General features: G+C 63.3%; 17 protein-coding genes. 5 read left to right on the top strand and 12 right to left on the bottom strand.

Features of this window, described 5'->3' with window-relative positions:
- Positions 1-125: 125 nt before the first annotated feature.
- Together A4R35_RS19710 and A4R35_RS19705 are read right to left on the bottom strand one after the other, a co-directional pair.
- A complete protein-coding gene (locus A4R35_RS19710; RefSeq protein WP_112432418.1) occupies positions 126-1,133 on the bottom strand; it encodes a sugar-binding transcriptional regulator in 1,008 nt (335 codons plus the stop codon).
- A 197-nt stretch (positions 1,134-1,330) separates the two neighbouring features.
- The gene (locus A4R35_RS19705; protein ID WP_112432416.1) at positions 1,331-2,404 is read right to left on the bottom strand and encodes a class I SAM-dependent methyltransferase; all 1,074 of its coding nucleotides are present in this window, start codon (positions 2,402-2,404) and stop codon (positions 1,331-1,333) included.
- 393 nt (positions 2,405-2,797) lie between these two features.
- On the opposite strand from A4R35_RS19705, the gene A4R35_RS19700 reads away from it, so the two are divergent.
- A complete protein-coding gene (locus tag A4R35_RS19700; RefSeq protein ID WP_112432414.1) occupies positions 2,798-3,754 on the top strand; it encodes a class I SAM-dependent methyltransferase in 957 nt (318 codons plus the stop codon).
- Positions 3,755-3,838: 84 nt separating this feature from the next.
- Here A4R35_RS19700 and A4R35_RS19695 read toward each other — a convergent pair whose 3' ends face one another.
- Complete coding sequence (locus A4R35_RS19695; RefSeq protein ID WP_112432412.1) at positions 3,839-5,389, bottom strand: acyl-CoA synthetase; 1,551 nt, start codon at positions 5,387-5,389, stop codon at positions 3,839-3,841.
- Between the two features lie 359 nt (positions 5,390-5,748).
- Between A4R35_RS19695 and A4R35_RS19690 the strand changes: the two genes are divergently transcribed.
- The gene (locus A4R35_RS19690; RefSeq protein ID WP_223258419.1) at positions 5,749-6,570 is read left to right on the top strand and encodes a TetR/AcrR family transcriptional regulator; all 822 of its coding nucleotides are present in this window, start codon (positions 5,749-5,751) and stop codon (positions 6,568-6,570) included.
- Positions 6,571-6,620: 50 nt separating this feature from the next.
- On the opposite strand, the gene A4R35_RS19685 is transcribed toward A4R35_RS19690, so the two are convergent.
- From A4R35_RS19685 to A4R35_RS19660, 6 genes are all read right to left on the bottom strand, one after another.
- On the bottom strand, positions 6,621-7,391 hold the full coding sequence (locus tag A4R35_RS19685; RefSeq protein WP_112432410.1) for a 3-hydroxybutyrate dehydrogenase: 771 nt from the start codon (positions 7,389-7,391) through the stop codon (positions 6,621-6,623).
- 7 nt (positions 7,392-7,398) lie between these two features.
- Complete coding sequence (locus A4R35_RS19680; RefSeq protein ID WP_112432408.1) at positions 7,399-8,196, bottom strand: ABC transporter ATP-binding protein; 798 nt, start codon at positions 8,194-8,196, stop codon at positions 7,399-7,401.
- Entirely contained in the window at positions 8,183-9,040 is an 858-nt protein-coding gene (locus A4R35_RS19675; RefSeq protein ID WP_112432406.1) for an ABC transporter ATP-binding protein, read from the bottom strand. Before A4R35_RS19675 ends, A4R35_RS19680 begins: the two co-directional genes overlap by 14 nt.
- Positions 9,037-10,146, bottom strand: a complete 1,110-nt coding sequence (locus A4R35_RS19670; protein ID WP_112432404.1) for a branched-chain amino acid ABC transporter permease — start codon at positions 10,144-10,146, stop codon at positions 9,037-9,039. Before A4R35_RS19670 ends, A4R35_RS19675 begins: the two co-directional genes overlap by 4 nt.
- Before the next feature lie 21 nt (positions 10,147-10,167).
- The gene (locus A4R35_RS19665) at positions 10,168-11,085 is read right to left on the bottom strand and encodes a branched-chain amino acid ABC transporter permease (protein WP_189362071.1); all 918 of its coding nucleotides are present in this window, start codon (positions 11,083-11,085) and stop codon (positions 10,168-10,170) included.
- A gap of 191 nt (positions 11,086-11,276) precedes the next feature.
- A complete protein-coding gene (locus tag A4R35_RS19660) occupies positions 11,277-12,536 on the bottom strand; it encodes an ABC transporter substrate-binding protein (RefSeq protein ID WP_112432400.1) in 1,260 nt (419 codons plus the stop codon).
- A 474-nt stretch (positions 12,537-13,010) separates the two neighbouring features.
- On the opposite strand from A4R35_RS19660, the gene A4R35_RS19655 reads away from it, so the two are divergent.
- Positions 13,011-14,048: an extracellular catalytic domain type 1 short-chain-length polyhydroxyalkanoate depolymerase gene (locus A4R35_RS19655; RefSeq protein ID WP_223258418.1), complete on the top strand. Its 1,038-nt coding sequence runs from the start codon at positions 13,011-13,013 to the stop codon at positions 14,046-14,048.
- Between the two features lie 196 nt (positions 14,049-14,244).
- Here the strand turns inward: A4R35_RS19655 and A4R35_RS19650 are convergent, their stop codons facing one another.
- From A4R35_RS19650 to A4R35_RS19640, 3 genes are all read right to left on the bottom strand, one after another.
- Positions 14,245-14,598, bottom strand: coding sequence for a hypothetical protein (locus tag A4R35_RS19650; RefSeq protein ID WP_112432396.1), 354 nt, complete (start codon positions 14,596-14,598; stop codon positions 14,245-14,247).
- Between the two features lie 36 nt (positions 14,599-14,634).
- The gene (locus A4R35_RS19645) at positions 14,635-15,384 is read right to left on the bottom strand and encodes a hypothetical protein (protein WP_112432394.1); all 750 of its coding nucleotides are present in this window, start codon (positions 15,382-15,384) and stop codon (positions 14,635-14,637) included.
- 108 nt (positions 15,385-15,492) lie between these two features.
- Positions 15,493-15,762: a hypothetical protein gene (locus A4R35_RS19640; RefSeq protein WP_052890258.1), complete on the bottom strand. Its 270-nt coding sequence runs from the start codon at positions 15,760-15,762 to the stop codon at positions 15,493-15,495.
- Positions 15,763-15,890: 128 nt separating this feature from the next.
- Here A4R35_RS19640 and A4R35_RS19635 point away from each other — a divergent pair, with 128 nt between their 5' ends.
- The gene (locus A4R35_RS19635; RefSeq protein ID WP_112432392.1) at positions 15,891-16,256 is read left to right on the top strand and encodes a helix-turn-helix domain-containing protein; all 366 of its coding nucleotides are present in this window, start codon (positions 15,891-15,893) and stop codon (positions 16,254-16,256) included.
- A 480-nt stretch (positions 16,257-16,736) separates the two neighbouring features.
- Positions 16,737-17,723: an RpnC/YadD family protein gene (locus A4R35_RS19630; protein WP_112432390.1), complete on the top strand. Its 987-nt coding sequence runs from the start codon at positions 16,737-16,739 to the stop codon at positions 17,721-17,723.
- The last annotated feature ends 259 nt before the right edge of the window (positions 17,724-17,982 follow it).

Genomic DNA, 17,982 nt, shown 5'->3' with positions numbered 1-17,982 from the left:
GTACTCTGAACGGAGGAGGGGACGGACGACAGGCTGATCGAGTACGGTGCGGGTCTGGCACCCACCCGCCGCGCTCGACGGCGTGGCCCCGTCCCCTGGTTTTTCTCCGCAGTCCGGCACCTGGCTTAGCCGGGGAGGTGAGCCAGCTCCTGGCTAGAGGCAAGTTGCAGCAGGGCCCGCGCCCCCGGTTCATCAGTGATCAGCACTTTGACCACGCCGGTCCGCAAGGCTCCAAACATGGCCTCTTTCTTGGCTGCGCCCGCCGCTACGGCGATGACCAGCGGGACCTTGCGCAATGTCTCAAACGAGACCGTTACTGTACGACAAAGCAGCTCCTGGGCGCAGAGGCGGCCCTCAATATCAAAGTAGCAGCCGCAGATATCGCCGACGGCTCCCTGACTGCGAATCACCTGCAGCTCTTCCTCATCCAGGTAGCCAGCGCGGAAGAGACCAGAGGCCTCCGGGCGTGCGCCACCGATGCCCACCAGCGCCATGTCCATCTGCTCCATCATCTGGAACGAGCGGCGCAGACTGCGCTCCTTGAGCAGACCCTCGCGCACCGTGGCATCGGCCACCAGCAGGGGCGCATGCAGATAGTAACAGCGCCCACCGTAGGCATCCGCCAGGCGACGGGCGATCTCCGGTCCATCGATGTCGGGCCGGGCGGAGGTGTCGACGCTGCCCATGAGCTGGATGACATTGAGCGGCAGGCGCCGCCGGGGACGCAATGCTTTGAGCATCTCCAGCATTGAGGTTCCCCATGAAATGCCGACCGTGCGAATGGGCCGCTTCCCCTCTGCGTGCGATTCCTGGATGCGCCGGTCAACGTAGCGCGCCGCCAGCGCCCCAACGCGGTCCAGCGCCACTCCTTCCGCTTCCGCTGCCTCCAGCACCTGCGCATCCTGCAGACCAAAGCGCGCCATCAGCTCCTCTTGCAGGGCGGCGGAGGTGCGCAGCACCTGATGGACATGAATGTCAACCAGACCCAGCTCCCGTGAGCGGCTCAGCAAGCGGGAAACGCCGGAGCGCGAGATGCCGATCATTTTGGCTATCTGCTCCTGCGTGTAGTTCTCTTCATAGTAGAGGCTGGCCACCTCGGTCAGGAGATAAATGTCATCGCTTTCCTGAGTCATACCGTTGTGCCCTTTCCCTGAGCAACAGAGATCGTTCGCACGCCCGTTTCGGCACAAACGCCGATCTTTGCACCAACGTGCAACCTTGAAAAGTATTGTAAAAGGCAGGTACTCCCCTTGTCAACCGCGTGAGCCTCCGCCACACAGACCCGGCAGGGCGGAGCAGGCTCACGCCTGGCAGCCAGGCCGCTGACGCCTTAAGTCTCAACAGTTGCCCCTGACGGCGTCGCGGCAGCGCTCGCCGCTTCGGCCTCGTCCTGGCTGCGCTCGACAACGAGCAGGCCGCCCGCGCACTCCTCGCACCAGTAGCGTCCTCCTGGTCCTCCCCAGCGCTCCAGACAGCGCTTCCCCAGCGCCTCCAGGGTGGCCGGCGAGAAGACCCGCTGATGCCCATAGACCGGCTCAGGCTGCTCTTCATAGGGGACGGCGATTACCAGGAGGCGCCTGGTGGCCGCCAGCAGGTTGTTCAGGACCTGCTCACCTTCCTCGGGACTGAAATGCTCCAGGACGTGCAGGGCCACAACCGTGTCGAACCTCCCAAGCGGAGCCAGCTCACCGGCCACCCGCAGGTCGGCCTGCACAAAACGCACCTGCGGCCAACCGCGTTCAGCAGCCAGCTGACGAGCCACGAGAAAGGCGTCGGGGAGCAGATCGAGGCCGACAATCTCCCTCAGTTCAGGAGAAGCTTCGGCGAGCAGCAAGGGGAGGAAACCGAAGGAGCAGCCAGCATCGAGCAGGGTGCCGGCGGCAGTGACACGCTCTCGCCCGATGAGGGCCACAACACGACGATAGAGGCTGGAGAAGACGGCAATGGGCGAGACCGGTCGAGGCAGCTCCTGCGGCTGAGCGCTCTGCAGGAGAAGACGATAGCGCTGGAGGGTATTTTCGCCGTAGCGTCGCCAGGCCAGAGCCGGATCACGCGGGGAACAGGAACCAATGACTCCAGCGAAGAGCTGAGCCAGGTCAGCAGGGGTCGTCAGCCAGCCGGCAGGGCGCAACTCTTCGAGAAAGCAGGCCCCAAGATCGGCATCCAGCTCCTGACGTGCGAAAAAGTGCACGAGCAGGCGCCGCGGCTCCTTGGCCCGCTCCGCCATGAGAAAGTGGGGTGTATGCTGCAGCCGATAGCCCCCCGCCTGCAAGCGCTCGGCCAGCGCCTGACGTCGGGTGCGATGACCGTCGATGACGATCAGGTCGCCGACGCGCAAGGCTCGCTCACGAACCGGCACCAGGACGCGATGCCGCTTCTCGCCGCTCTCTGCTGCTTCGCTCACGTCCGGTGCCTCCTTTCTTCACACATCACACGGGAGAAGTCCTTTGCTATTATAGCACCACTGCCATCACCTGGGGCGCCCATCTTACTCGTTCTCTTGCTCAAGTCTTGCCAGGACAACCGTACCTTTTGCTCTGTTTCATCCGTCCCGGTTATGCTGCTCCCTTGCAATACAGCTTTACCGATGTTATGCTGATGCTATACATCTGTGACGTAGCAGATACTAGCAGGATGTCCGGGATAGTTGCAGGTTGTAAAGAAGAGAAAAAGAGGCTTTTCTCATTGCCGCAAGAAGAAGCTCAAACCCTGCCCGTGCAGCGCTGTCGCTCTCTAACGGCGAAGCCGCGCATTGCCGTCTCTTCCAAGATGCCCACCAAGAAGGAGCAGTGATCGTATGAGCGAGCACGAAGCCCAGAGGCAGTCTCTGACCAACAGAGCAGCGAGCAGCCAGCCACAGTCAGCCCCCGAGCGGGGGCCACTTCCCGGCGCCACTTACCCTTTCAATGCCGAGGATGAGGCCGAGCTGAACCGTCTGGCTCATCAGGATCAACTGATTACCGCCGGCATGGGGGGCCTCCTGCCAGAAGAAGGGCAAACCCTACCGGCTGGCGGGCGCGTGCTTGATCTGGCCTGTGGCCCCGGCGGCTGGGCCATTGGGGTCGCCGCCGCCTTTCCCGCCGTTGAGGTGGTAGGCATCGATCTCAGCGCGCGGGCCGTCGAGCGAGCCACCGCCCGCGCCAGGGAGCGCGGCCTGAGCAACGTGCGTTTTCAGAGCATGAACATCATGGAGGCGCTGGCCTTCCCCAACGCCAGCTTCGATCTCATTAATGGGCGCTTCATGGCCAGCTTCATGTTACCGGCATCCTGGCCGCGCCTGCTGGCTGAGTGCCGACGTCTACTCAAGCCCGATGGCACCATTCGCCTGACCGAGACCGAGGGACCGCTCACCAATAGCCTGGCCTTCGAGCAGCTCATGGCCCTGGCCACAGCGGGTCTCAAACAGGCCGGCCAGAGCTTCTCAGCCGATGGCCGACACGGCGGCATGACCCCCATGCTGGCACCTCTTCTGCGCCGGGCCGGCTTCCAGGACGTGCGATTGCGAGCCAGCGCCATCGACTGGTCCTATGGTACTCCGGCCCATGAGAGCGTCTTCCAGGATGCCATCATGACCCTGGAGCTGGGTCGCTCCTTCTACCTCAAGCTAGGGTTGGCCAGCGAGGCCGAGCTAAGCCGTCTCTACCAGCAGGCCATCGCTGACATGCAGCAAGAAGATTTCTGCGGCCTCTGGACCGTGCTAACGGCCTGGGGCCGGCAGCCGGAAACGGACTCTGCCCCGTCAGCTCCTTCCTGACGAAGCCCCGCCTCTGGCTCGGCCTGCCCAGCTGAGCCAGACAGCCGGCGAGCCAGCCTCAGACCTGCCCGCTGGTTGGGAACCTTACTGTTCTCCTTCCTGCACATAGCGCGCCCGCAGCTCTGCCTTGAGTACCTTGCCCATCGCATTGCGCGGCAGGGCCTCGGCAAAGATGATCTGCTTGGGAATCTTGTAGCGGGCCAGGCGCTCACCACAGAAGGCCAGCAGCTCTTCAGGACGCAGGACGCCGGGCGCGCGCGGCACCACAATCGCCAGGCCCACCTCGCCCCAGCGCGGGTCGGGTCTGCCGATCACTGCCGCCTCGGCCACGCCCGGATGGGAGAGCAGCACCGCCTCCACCTCAGCAGGATAGACATTCTCTCCGCCCGAAATGAAGAGGTCCTTCTTGCGCCCTACAATGTAGTAGTAGCCCTCTTCATCGCAGCGCGCCAGATCGCCGGTATGCCACCAGCCACCGCGCGCCGCCTCCGCCGTCTCCGCCGGGCGCCGCCAGTAGCCTGAGCAGACATGTGGCCCCGCCAGCACCAGCTCCCCCACCTCGCCGGGCGCCACATCCTGATCGCGCTCGTCGACAATACGCGCCCGCGAATGGAAGACCGGGCGCCCCACCGAGCCGGCCTTGCGCAGGGCATCCTCGGGCGCCAGACTGAAACAGTTGACGCCAACTTCGGTCAGACCATAGCCCTGGCGCAGCAGGACACCGCGCTCCCCATAGCCCCGAATCACCGGCAGCGGACACGAAGAGCCGCCCGTCACACAGAAGCGTAGCGATGACAGGTCCGTGGTAGCAAAAGCCGGGTGTTCTAGCATCGATTGAAAGACGGTCGGCACAGCAAAGACCACCGTGCAGCGCTCGGCCTCGATCGTGCGCAAGATCAAAGCTGGATCAGAGGAGCGCAGCAGAACCACCGTGCCGCCGCAGTGATAGAGCGGCGTCGTCAACACATTCAGGCCGCCAGCATGAAAGAAGGGGGCAAAGGTCGGCGTGATATCGTCATCGCGCAGCCCCCAGCTGATTTGCGTATTGATGGCATTCCAGGTAATCATGCGATGCGAGAGCATCGCCCCCTTGGGCACGCCCGTGGTGCCAGAGGTATAGAGAATGAGCACCGGCTCCTCACCGTCGGCACTCGCGAAAGGACGCGCTCGCGCCGCCAGGCGCTGATCCTCCCCTGGAAAGGCCGCCCAGGAGAGTAAGCGTGGCGCCGGGCCCGCAGATCCAGCGGTAGAGGTCAGCGCCGTCACCAGCTCGCTGGCCCGCTGACTGTGCTCCTCATCGTGCAGGAGCAGGCGCGGCTCGCAATCACGCATAATCGTCAGCAGCTCATGAATCGTCAGACGCCAGTTGAGGGGCACGAGAATAGCCCCGAGCAGAGCCACAGCGAAGAGGGCATCCAGATACTCGGGCGCATTGTAGGCCAGCACCGCCACGCGCTCGCCCGGGCCGACGCCGTAGTCCTCGCTGAGCAGCACCGCCAGCGCCAGCGCCCGCTCGTTCAAGGCGCGATAGCTCAGCCGGACCCCGCTCTCAACATCGACCAGGCCAATCTTCTCAGGCGTCAGCTGGGCACGGCGCTCCAGCCATTCGCCCAGACCAAGAAAGGTTTTCTCCATCCAGGACCTCCTCACAGAGGGAACTCTCGCGGCTCGCACCAGCGCCAGCCGCGACTCGGCTACCCAGGTTCTTGGCCGATATGCTAAAATATGATACGTGAATCATATATCATGTAGCTAACTGTACCCGAGGCCGGGCCGAAAATCAAGCTCAGAGGGTGCCAGCAGGCTCCCGATCCCCGGAGACATCCCACCGCCAGCCCAGCGCTGCCATTTCCGCACCAGAGCAAGGAAGCGACAGAGCGACGGCCAGGGGCGATAACAGGGACTGGACACGAAGCGCCCGGTATGTGACCATAGAGAAAGGAGGCCATGTGAGGCCCGTTAGAAGAATGGCTAGGAGGAAGAGTCAACAGCACATGATGGACGAAACAGCTCAAGTTCAGCCCAGTGCCCCAGAGAATGAGCGCGCCACCCCGGCCAGAGAGAAAGAGAGCCTGAGCACCCCAGCTCTCTCGCGAGGTGAGATCACGCGTCAACGCATTCTGGAGGCTGCCGAAGCCGTCTTTGGCGAGCTGGGGTACTATGAGGCCAGCATCTCAGAAATCACGCGGCGCGCCGGCGTTGCCCAGGGCACGTTTTACATCTATTTTCGTACTAAGCGCGATATTTTTGTCGAGCTGGTCAGGGACCTGGGTCGGCGCCTGCGCGAAGCCTCGGCGGCGGCCACCGCCGGTCTTACCGACCGTCTAGAGATCGAGCGGCAGGGCTTTATCGCCTTCTTCCGCTTTGCCGCCGCCCATTGCAGTATCTATCGCATCGTCGAAGAGGCTGAGCGCGTCGCCCCTGAAGCCGCACAGGAGTACTACCAGAGCATCAGTCGGGGCTATGCCCGCGGCCTGCGCGCCGCAATGGAGGCCGGCCAGGTTCGCCCGATGGACGCGGAAACGCTAGCCTATGCCCTCATGGGCATCGGCCACTTCCTTGCCTTGCGCTGGATCGTCTGGCCCCAGTTATCAGCCACCGCCGGGCCTGCAGTCGAGGCAAGCGCAGCGGCCCGCCAGAGCGATCAGAGCGCCGAGCAGGTGCTTCCTCCCCAGGTCTTCGAGACCCTCATGGAATTCATCACCCACGGTCTGGCCCCCACCTTGCCCAGCTCCTCGCCCAGCACCCGCGATCGGGCAGGCTCGTCTCCAGCAGAGCGGGGGCAGGAGGCCAATCCGCCAGAGCCACAGCCCTGATCGACTGTGGCCTGGCGCATACGTACGGCCCCTGTCTCGCTTCGGCCCGACTACTGCGCCGTCCAGCCGCAGTCGATCACCTGAGCGCTCCCGGTGATGCCCGCCGCCGCCTCGCTACAAAGATAGCTCACCAACTGAGCCACTTCCTCCGGCTCCAGCAGGCGGCGAATCGCGCTGCGCGCCGTCATCACCTCCGCCACTACGCGCTCTTCGGGAATACCATGCTGGCGCGCCAGGGCCGGAATCTGGCCCTCGACCAGCGGCGTGCGCACATAGGACGGGCAGACGGCGTTACAGGTGACGCCGTGGGGCGCCCCCTCCAGGGCCGTCACGCGCGTCAGCCCCAGCAGACCATGTTTGGCGCTGACATAGGCTGCCTTGAGAGCCGAGGCTCGCAGGGCATGCACCGAAGCGACATTGACAATCCGTCCCCAGCCACGTTCGTACATGCCGGGCAGCACGGCCCGTGTCAGCAGAAAGGGAGCCGTCAGCATCAGATCGATCATCTGGCGCCACTTCTCGACCGGAAACTGCTCCAGCGGCGCCACATGCTGGAAGCCAGCATTATTGACCAGAATATCGATGCGCCCCTCAGCGGCCAGTGTTGTGGCGACGAGGCGCTCAATGTCGGCCTCGCGCGTCAGATCCGCCGCCACAAAGCGCGCCTGTGGCAGGGTCGCCGCCACCTTCTCCCCCTGGGTGGCATTGACATCGCACAGCGTTACACGCACCCCATGCCCGGCCAGATCACGCGCAATCGCCAAACCAATACCCGAGGCGGCGCCCGTGACCAGCGCCACCTTGCCTGTCAAACCTTCCATTGCTTGCTCACTCCTCTCCTCTTGCTTCCTTGTTCAGGCCCCCGCGCACCAGAGAGCGCGCGTCAAGGTTTTCCTCATCCGGTCCCCCAGCCTTCGCCTCGCCACCCAAATAGAGATGCTGTATAGCCGGGCTGGCTGCCAGATCATCTGGCCGGCCCTGCAGGACAATGCTGCCGCTCTGGAGCACGTAGGCCAAACTGGCCACCTTAAGCGCTTTGCGCGCATTCTGCTCGACCAGCAGGATGGTCAGCCCCTCGTCGCGATTGAGGCGCACCAGCACGGCGAGCACGCTTTCGACGATGGCCGGCGCCAGGCCCTGAGACAGCTCGTCGATGAGGAGCAGACGAGGCCGGCTCATCAAGGCTCGTCCGATGGCCAGCATCTGGCTCTCACCGCCGCTCAGGCTGGCCGCCGGCAAAGCCAGCCGCTCTTTGAGGCGCGGAAAGCAGGTCAGGACACGCTCGATATCGGCCTCGATGGCCGCGCGCCCGCGGCGCGTGAAGGCCCCCATGAGAAGATTCTCACGCACACTCAAGGATGGGAACAACTCGCGTCCTTCGGGCACCAGTCCCAACCCAAGGCGCACCCGTCGCTCAACGCTGGCACGCTCTACCTCCTGGCCAGCAAACAGGATGCGCCCGCTGCGCGCCGGTAGCAGACCCAGCAGCGTGCGCATCAGGGTTGTCTTTCCCGCACCGTTGGCCCCCAGTAGCGCCACCAGGCTCCCCGCTGGGACCTCCAGCGAGACGCCATGAAGAATCTCCAGCGGCCCATAGCCAGCGCGCAGGCCCTCAACCTGCAGCATGATCGCTCACCTCCCATTCCTCACGAGCGTCGATCTCCTCCTCGCGCCCGAGGTAGGCTTCCAGGACGGCAGGCTCGCGCAGCACCGTCGCCGGCTCGCCTTCGGCCAGCTTGCGCCCGTAGTTGAGTACGCAGATGCGCTGTGCCACCGCCTGCACTACCTCCATGTTGTGCTCAATCAGCAGCAGGGTCAGACCCAGCTCCGCCTTCCAGCGCCGTAGCTGGTCGGCCAGGGCCGCTACTTCGCGCAGAGGCACTCCCGCCGCCGGCTCATCCAGCAAGAGCAGGCGTGGCTCTCCGGCCAGGGCCCGCGCTACGCCAATCAGCTTCTGCAGGCCCGCCGGCAGCGTTGCCACCAGACGATCGGCGTAGCTCTCCAGCCCCAGCCAGGTCAGGATCTCCCTTGCCCGCTGACGCGCGGCTGCCTCTTCGCGCCTGGCCGGGCCAATGGGAAGCAGGCTCTGAAAGAGACCAGCACGCAGCCGGCTATGGCGCCCCACCAACAGATTTTCCAGGACCGTCATGCTGCTGAACAGCTGTCCATTTTGAAAGGTCCGTCCGATTCCAAGGGCTGCCCGGCGCTCCGCGCCCAGGGCGAGCAGATCCTGCCCGGCCAGGCGAATGCTGCCGCTGCTCGGCCTGACGAAGCCGCTGATGCAATTGAGGACCGTCGTCTTGCCGGCCCCATTCGGGCCGACCAGGGCAAAGATTTCGCCTTCCTCGACACGCAGATCAAGATCGGCCACCGCTACCAGGCCGCCAAAGCGCACGGTCAGCCCCTGCACCTCCAGCAAGGTCCTGCACTGGCGCCCCTCCTGCGGGGCCGTCTGCCGCTCAGCACTCATGGCTTCCCTCCCTCTCCCTGAACCAGGCGCCCGCCTCGGCTAAAGACTGAGCTCAGGCCGCCGGGGAAGAAAATCAAGGCCAGCAGTAGCAGCACGCCGTAGATGCCTGTGGTCAGCGTGGCAATTGGGAGCTGCAGCGGCCCCAGCGTCAGCGGATCGGGTAGCTCGCCTAAGAGCAGGGGCACAAGGCCGACGAAGAGCGCCCCGAGCAAGGAACCGGACAGGGAGCCGGCCCCGCCGACGACGATCATCGTCAGAAAGGCGATGGTCTGGTCAACGCTGGACATACTCGCCGTGGCCGTCGTGCCCCAGGTCGCATAGAGGACGCCCGCCAGCCCGGTCAGGACGGCGCTCACCACAAAGGCCAGCAGCTTGTAGCGCGTCAGAGCCACTCCACAGGCTGCCGCCGCAACCTCGCTATCGCGCAGGGCGATCCAGGCCCGCCCGATGCGCGAGCGCAGCAGGTGGAAGGCGCAAAAGAAGACAAGCGCTGTCAGGGCCAGCACCAGATAATAGAGGACGCGATCATCGCCCAGGGCCTCGGGTAGGGCCGTCAGCTCGTAACTCTGGCGCCCGGCGCTGGTATCCCACAGCGTCAACAGGGAGCCGGTCAAGACAACCAGGCCCAGGGTGGCAATGGCCAGATGGGCTCCCGAGACGCTGAGCGCCGGGCCACCGACGATCAGGCCGAGGAGGGCACAGGCGAGCAGCGCGACCAGCACCGCCAGCCAGTAGGGCTGCTGCAGGTCGCTATTCAGCCAGGCCAGCAGATAGGCGCTGACGCCAAAGAAGGCGGCGTTGCCCAGCGATGGCTGGGCCGCATAGCCGGTGAGCAGGTTCTGGGCCAGGGCGGCGATCGCCAGGATCAGGATCAACGTGACACGGTGCAGCTGAAAATCGGCGCTGTCGCCAAAGAGCAGATCGAAGAGCGATGGCAGCAGGATCAGGGCGATGAGTCCCAGGAGCGGCGCCGTCACTCGCGGCCAGACGTGACGCTCGCCCCCCGACGCTCTCTCTGCTCGTCCGCCGGTGGTCAGGGGCGTCGCCCCTATGGGGGCATCCTGCGAGACCTGGCCCCTCTTCAGGGGCGAGACAATGCGTTTCATGGCCACTCATCTTCCTCCGCACTAGACGCGCCGCAGGGCAGCCCCGCCAAAGAGGCCGCGAGGACGCAGTAGCAGTAAGAGCACAAAGCCAGCGAAGATCAGGGCCTCGCGGATGCCTGGATTCCCCAGGTCCAGGGCGCCCAGACTGTGGCCGGCCAGCAGCAGAGCCAGCACATTCTCCGCCAGACCCACGAGCACCCCCCCGAGTACGGCGCCCTCCAGGCGGTCGAGGCCGCCTAACACGGCGCCGATAAAGGCCAGTAAGAGCACCGGGTCCATGAACTGCACGTCGATCACCGTCTGCCGCGCGGCAATCAAGAAGCCAGCGATGGCCGCCAGGAGGCTGGTCAGCATCCAGACCAGCAGGAAGATCAGCCCGACCGGTATCCCCATCAGACGCGCGGCCTCAAGGCCGTCGGCTGTCGCCCGCATGGCGATGCCCAGGCGCGTGCGCAGCAGAAAGAGCTGCAATACGATGAGGAGCAGGGCCGTTATCAGGAGCACCAGGCCATCGGTCAGTGAGAGATAGAAGCCGCCGAGGCGCAGCGCATGGCCCTCGAAGGGGGTCGGGAAATGCACCGGCGTTGTCAGTTGCGGCCAGAGCGCCTGGACGACCGTTTGGAGCACCAGAGCCAGGGCCAGGGTGGCAATGGCCTTGGTTAGAATGGGGGCCGCCAGCAGTGGACGCGCAAAGGCGCGCTCGACAACAGCGCCGAGCAGGAGGGCAAAGAACAGGCTGAGCAGGACGGCCAGCCAGAAGGGAAGCCGCGGCCCCGTGAGCAAGATATACAGTAAGCAGGTCGAGGCGGCAGCCAGCGCTCCGTAGGCGAAGTTGAGCACGCCCGTCGTGCGATAGATCAGGACAATGCCCAGCGCCAGCAAGCCGTAGAGGCTGCCGGTGACCAGCCCCGACAGCAGGACCTGGAGCAGTGCAAGCACAAGGTGCCTCCTCTCTTCGTCAGCCAAGACGAGCCAGTCAGCAAACAAGCAGAACGACAGCCAGAGCCTGAGACCGCCGACGCCCTTATTATTTATTAAGGAAGGCCACAGCAGCCAGCGGCGATGGCTGTCGAGTTGCAGGCGGCAGGCGAGCGCCGTCGCTCACCTCACGCCTATCGAGAGAGCAGGCTCTAGGGCCAGACGGCGCTGGCTTTGATGAACGAGCTGACAGGCGTGAGCTGCCCTTGCTTGATCTGGAAGAACATGAAGTCGCTCACGCCGCCATGACGCTCCGGCGTCCAGGTCAGCGTCGGCCCAAAGCCAGTATCGTAGTTGACGAAATCGTGGTCGAGGGCGTCGCGCAGACTGGCGCGCGTGGGACTGCTGCCGGCCTTGCGCAGGGCATCGACCATGATCTTGGCGTTGATGTAGCCGTAGAACTTGTAGGCGCTAAAGACGGGATCGCTGCGGGTGGCCTGCAAATATTGCTGCGCAACGGGTGTATCCATGCTGGTATAGCCGCTGACGTAGATGCCTTCGCCGGCAGCACCCAGAACCTTGGCCCAGGAGTTGTCAGCCATCGGATAGTTGGCCAGGTAGCCCAGCCGCGGACGATAGCCCTGGGCGGCTGCGGTGGCGACAAAGCGCGCTGTGGGACTGGGCAGGCCGTTGAGGACGATCAGGTCGGGCGCAGCGGCCTTGAGAGTCTGGAGAGCCGCCGAAAAGTCGGTCTGGGTGGCGTTGTAGCCAACGGAGGCCACGAGCCTGCTGCCGTACTTTTGCAGCGCCTCAGCTAGGGTGGTCTTCTGCTGCAGGCCCAAGACGTCGTCCTCATAGAGCAGGCCGACGCTGTGGGCTTTGAGAGTGGTGGCGGCGTAATAGCCAATGACGTGCCCTTCGTCCCCGTAGTTGGGCTGGGTCATCCAGACCCAGGGCAGGGCCTTGCCGTTCTGGTCGGTGTATTTGGAGCCGCCCCCAATGGGATCAATAAAAGGAATGCCACGCGGGACGGTGTAGCTCTCGGCGACGTTGGCATTGCCGGAGCCGCAGACCTGGAAGATGGCGAAGACGTGGTCTTGCTCGACGAGCTGACGCACGGCATCGCGCGTGCGCGTGGAGTCGCCGTTGTCGCTGACCTGGATGAATTTGATCTTGCGCCCATTGATGCCACCGGCAGCGTTCACCTGGTTAAAATAGAGCTGGTCCCCCTGCAGAATGGGAGCACAGATGACTTTGATGGGGCCGGTGGTGTCAAGCACACCTCCAATAGTGATGGTGTCAGCGCTGACTCCAGGTGCGCTGGAGCTGCTTCCCCCGCCTCCGCCACTGCTGGTGCTCCCGCAGGCGCTCAAGAGGAGCAGGAACAGGAGTACGCCGGGAAGAAGCAGGCCCACACCGGAACCGCCGCGTCTGCGCTGCTCCACTGGAGCTGGTGGTCGCTGAAGCCTCATGGTCTCGCTTTCCTCCTTCCGCTGGTGACAGCCTCGTTGCTTAGCAGCCACACCGATCGCTGTGCTGGGCTATGCGTGGGCTATCGCAGTGATCAGCCGAGTGAATCATGAGTCACTCATCATATGACACATGATTCATGTATCATGATAGTCGGAAAACCGCCATTGTCAAGGGGGAATTCTCCACCTTCTACCCTTGACAGGATCAGGCGAAATATGATACATGAATCATGTGTCATGTTCGCTCCTCCGGTCAGCCGAGGCAGGCCCGACCCGTCGCGGAGCCGTCAGACTCGTGGTCGAGCTGGGGTGCTCACGAAACGAACGGCTCGGGGCTGGCCGGAGGCGGCGAGCGCAGGATGGCGACAGCGCTGCGCCGTTCTGTCCAGACAACCTGTTGAGGTCTGTCAGCAGACAGACCGAGGCCTCGCGATGCCACGAAGGCATCCATGAGCAAGCAAGGGAGATTGCCGTATGCCGAACCCGATGTCCCCTGGTCGTCTTCCTCGCACTCCTTGGCTGCTCGTCAGCGTGCTTACTCTTTCGCTGATGAGCCTTCTTATCTTGCCGCAGCCGGTAGCTCATGCCAGCGGCGGCACCTTTGTCCAGTACATCTACAGCGGACCAGCGGGGAGCCGTCCTTACTATGTCTACACCCCTGCCGGCTACCATGTCGGCACTGCTGTGCCTTTAATTGTGATGCTTCATGGCTGCCTGCAGACGCCGACCGACTTCGCCGCTGGTACACAGATGAACGCTCTGGCTGATCAGCAACAGTTCATCGTGGTCTATCCCCAGCAAACAACGCTCTACAACATCTCTGCCTGCTGGAACTGGTTCCTGCCGGGCAACCAGGTGCGCGGCTATGGCGAGCCGGCCATCATCGCCGGCATTGTCCAGACGGTCGAGCAGAACACTTCCCAATGGACGATCGATCGCAAGCGTGTCTACGTGGCCGGGCTTTCAGCCGGAGCGGCGATGAGCGTGATCCTGGGTGCCACCTATCCTGATCTGTTCGCAGCGATCGGTGTGGCTTCGGGCCTGGAATATCAGGCAGCCACTTCGGCCTACACCGCGCCGCTGGCCCAGCTCTATGGCGGTCCTGATCCCCAGCAGCAGGGACAGCTTGCCTATCAGGCAATGGGGAGCCGGGCGCGGGTCGTGCCGACCATTGTCTTCCACGGCCAGAGCGATTACGTGGTCTACCCCATCAATGGCGATCAGGTGGTGCAGCAGTGGATGACGACCGACCGCCTGGCCTCGGGCGGCAGTTACAATGCCAGCTTTGGCAGCCCATCGAGCAGCAGCAACGGTCAGGTCCCTGGGGGACACGCCTATACGGTCCAGACCTGGACCGATAGCAGCGGGAGAGAGATCCAGGAATACTGGAAGGTCTACGGTATGGGCCATGCCTGGTCGGGTGGCAGCAGCAGCGGCAGCTATACCGATCCCGCCGGACCGAGCGCGACCAACGCCATGTACACCTTCTTTATGAATCACCCCATGTCCTGATTATTCCCCACCTTGTGGCTTCCTGCCCTGGCAGCAGCAGGCCAGCAGCCCGGCTGTTGAGTTGACACGGGACCGGTCCGGGCGGCGCGACGCCCTTGCACGTCGTCGTCACCCGGACCGGTGGCAGGATCAGAAGACGGGGGAGAGCAGTCGGTCGCTCCCGACTCGCTCTCCCCAACCTGAGCAGGCCAGAGGGTTAAGAGAGCAAACGAACACTCGCAGAGCGGATCGGAAAGGGGTCTGCTGTCAGGCCAGACGCTGCCGCGGTCTGGGCGCTGGCGGGCGCGTCGGTCTGGTCCTGGCCCAGGCGATAGCGGTGCAGGCGGCGCCGGATGCGGGCCGGCAGAAATTCGCGCTCAGCGCGCTCGAAGCGCGGCGTGAGAACCATCACGGCGACCGGGTCGTCGCCCAGGGAGCCATAGGGACGGCAGGCACGTCCCGAGGCCACCAGCCGACGGCGATAATCTTTCTCTTTGCGGCGAGCGATCGCCTTATAGACGGCCATCGTGGTGGGCTGGCTCTCTTCTGCGCTCTCCTGAGCAGTGATCATTGCATCGAACCTCCTCCAGGCATTCCTTTTATATTTTTAGAGAGCAACCACGGCTTGACGAACGTAGCCGCAACAGCAGGCCTGGCGGCGGAAGGCCCGACGCTCAGCCAAACTGCCGTAGAGGCGGGTGCGAATGGCAGCCCATTCCCAGCGCAGGGCCTCGTAGGCGGTGAACGTCTGCGGATGGCGGGCGAAATAGTCGACCAGCTCGCGGGCCTGAGCCGGGTAGCCGTTCAAGATCAGGGCCTCCAGCGACTTCACCACGAAGCCCCCGCGCGCCCAGTGCCAGGTACCGTCGTTGAGCATCAGCTCGGGGCGCCACCAGACGTCGAGGGTAAGGCGGGCCAGCTCAGTGGCGGCCCGCGGGGTCGTCAGGAGGGCAAGCTGCAGACGGAGCTGGGCCAGGTCGCCATCGTGCAGGAGCGTGCCGCGGAGCTTGCGCGCCAGGCTGTGGGCCGTCTCCAGCATGGGGGCGTCACGATGCTGGCGCGCATATTCGCCACAGAGGACCGCCAGGTAGGCGACGGGGATCTCAGCATAGCAGGTCGTGCTGCGCCGGGCCAGTTCATAGGCGCTCTGCGTCAGGCGCAGGGCCTCGACAAGCCTGCCGCTGCGCCCGGCCAGGGTCGCCGCTCGCATCAGCAGACGTGCCTGACACTCGTCCTTATCCAGCGCCAGGACCACGGTCGGATCGTCACAGGCGTCGGCATCTTGCGCAGTAGTTCCGGTCTCGGTCAGAGCCAGGGCCAGCGTGGGTGAGCCGAGCAAGAGGGTGCGTCGTAACATCAGGCCACTCTCCACTTCTTCAGCAAAGTAACAGGGCCAACTCCACGGAATAGCAAGCCATCGCATCAGACAAGGCGAGGCAAGCCAAGGCAGGCCGCCCTCACCACCTCACAAGGCACTATCGAAGTGCGACAACGGTTCCCACCTCTCTTTCTCCAGAGCGAGCCTGGTCAGGGGATGGCCCTCTAGCGCGTGTTGGCGCTGGCGCTGCCAGTCCTGCTCTTTGGTAACCAGGAAACAGAGACCATTGGCATGGGCACAGAGCAGGTGATAGCTGCCTGGCGGCTCGCGCTGCTCTTGAATGCGCAGGACCGTGACCCGCGCTTCTCGATCGTTGCGAATACGCTCGGCCAGCGCTTCGGCCTCCTGACGCGTCATTGTGCACGCTCCTTTCTTGCGATAGACATCCTTGGAGTCTTCGACAGTAGTACCAGATCAAGTATACTATATCAGAGAACTCTTATCAAGGCCATTTTATAAGAGCGCTCTAAAATTTGTGGACTCTAATGAAGTGCACTACTTTAGACTCCCTCTATCAGAGTGCTCTGATAAGAGGAGTTCTATCACTAGTAAGTGATCTGTATACTCAGAACAAGAAAGCCAGGGAGAATCTGAGTGCTATTCCTATGCTACGTTTGCGTGTCAGAGAAATCCTGCAGGAGAGAGGGATCAGCCAAGGTCGCCTTTCTCGCGAAGCCAACGTCCCTATCAACCTCGTTCGGCGTCTGGTGAATGACAAGCACTACATGCCGAGTTCGCTGACGTTGTGGAAAGTAGCGCGTTATCTCAAGGTGCCGATGGAAGAGCTGCTCGAAGAGGTTGAGGGGCCGGACGAGGAGACGGCGAACGGGCACCAGGACGAGGCAGAGTGAGCTTTCCTCGGCTCACGCCCTGCCGCGCTCAAGCAGTGCGGTGGTTGGATTGATCCGCGCCTGCTGATTCGTTGATTCCCCATCAATCGCCGTCTCCAGCGTCGCAGCCTCCCGGATGGTCTGTTTGATCTACGATCATCAATACAGACCAGGTCGGGCGGTGTCAGCCTGGCCGTGGTCAGGTCCCATCTGATCAGCAGATTCCTTGTCTCTACCCTTGTCCCTGTCCTCTCTCTGGGTCTCGCTCCTGTATTGTCTCTGCCCACATTGCTCCTGTGCCGGGCGGGCCAGCCAGTGATCGCGCCTGGGCATTGGTAGATGCTCTGGTGCTGGCACGAGAGGATCTATTAAATATCGCTTGCTTGTTTATAAATGATCACTTCTATTCTGGGAGATCTTTCGATCAAATGCTCTTGATCTATATCTCCAAATCTGTTATACTTGCCACAGCTTAGCGAAGGAGGTTCGGCACCTCGTTCTATGACCTCGTCCTGGGATTTGAGCATGAAGCGGCTCTTCGCCCTGGCCGCGCAGGACCTGATCACCTTTGTCTTGCCGGGCGCCTGTCATGTTCAGCAGGCTTCTGGCGAATTTGTTCTATCCATCGAGCCACCGCTCACTGAGCTAGGGGCCTTGTATGCCGATGCCCTGAGCACCTGCACGCTAGCCGGCAAACCTCTGCTCATTCATCTGGAGTTTCAGAGCCGGGCCGACACCAGCATGCCCCAGCGCCTGCTGATGTATAATATCCTTGCAGACCGGCGCTTCGGGTACCCGGTGCTTTCGTGCGTCATCTACCTGCGTCGCTGCGGTGTCCCTGTGACACCTTATCAGCGGTTTTTACCTGATGACTCGCCTGTGCACGAGTTCTACTTTCGCATCATCAAGCTTTGGGAATTTCCTGCACAGGAGTTGCTGGCGCGGCAGCTGCCAGGATTGTTGCCGCTGCTGCCGCTCTCGCGCGACGGGCGCAGCCGCCAGGTCATTCGCACCATGATCGAGCGGCTCCAGCAGACCCGCCAGTATGAGTTACTCGAAGTTGGCTTGTTGTTAGCTTCGCTGGCCTGGGCCGACGCTTCTGCCAGCGAGCGCCAGTGGCTTCAGGAGCAGTTCACAATGCTGACTGAGTTTCTTCAAGAATTGAAACAGACCGACGCGGCCCGCGCTCTCATTGAAGAAGGCCTCCAGCAGGGTCGTCAGGAGGGCCTCCAGCAAGGTCTCCAGCAAGGTCTCCAGCAGGGTCGTGAGGACCTGATCGCAGGGGTCCGCAGCCGCTTTCCCCAGCTAGAGCCGCTCGCCAGGACCGTCGCCCCTCACCTCCACTCGCTGCGCACTATCCATCAGCTCCTGCTGGCTGTCGGCCTGGCCTCCGACGCGGAGCAGCTGCGCGCTCTCCTGCTGGCTCACCTGTCCGACAGCGGCGGCCAGCCGCCGACTGCGCCAACCGCGAACGGCTCCCAACCCTAGCCAGCTAAGCCAGATCCTTTTTCCGTACCATCCCACTTCCACCAAAGCCGATGCCGGCTGCTCTGCTTCGGTGGTCAGCTCTGGTTCAGCCGGAGCTGACTACCTGCAGGCAGCTTCCCAGCTCTTCACTATCAGGAGCGACAATGTCACTCGACGAATTGCTTGCTGAACTCAAACAGACCGACGCGGCCCGCGCTCTCATTGAAGAAGGCCTCCAGCAAGGTCGTCAGGAGGGTCTCCAGCAAGGTCTCCAGCAGGG

It is taken from the genome of Thermogemmatispora tikiterensis (genome assembly GCF_003268475.1).
GTDB lineage: Bacteria > Chloroflexota > Ktedonobacteria > Ktedonobacterales > Ktedonobacteraceae > Thermogemmatispora > Thermogemmatispora tikiterensis.
The sequence above is the reverse complement of the archived record's forward strand: the minus strand, read 5'-3'. Positions and strand labels throughout refer to the sequence as shown.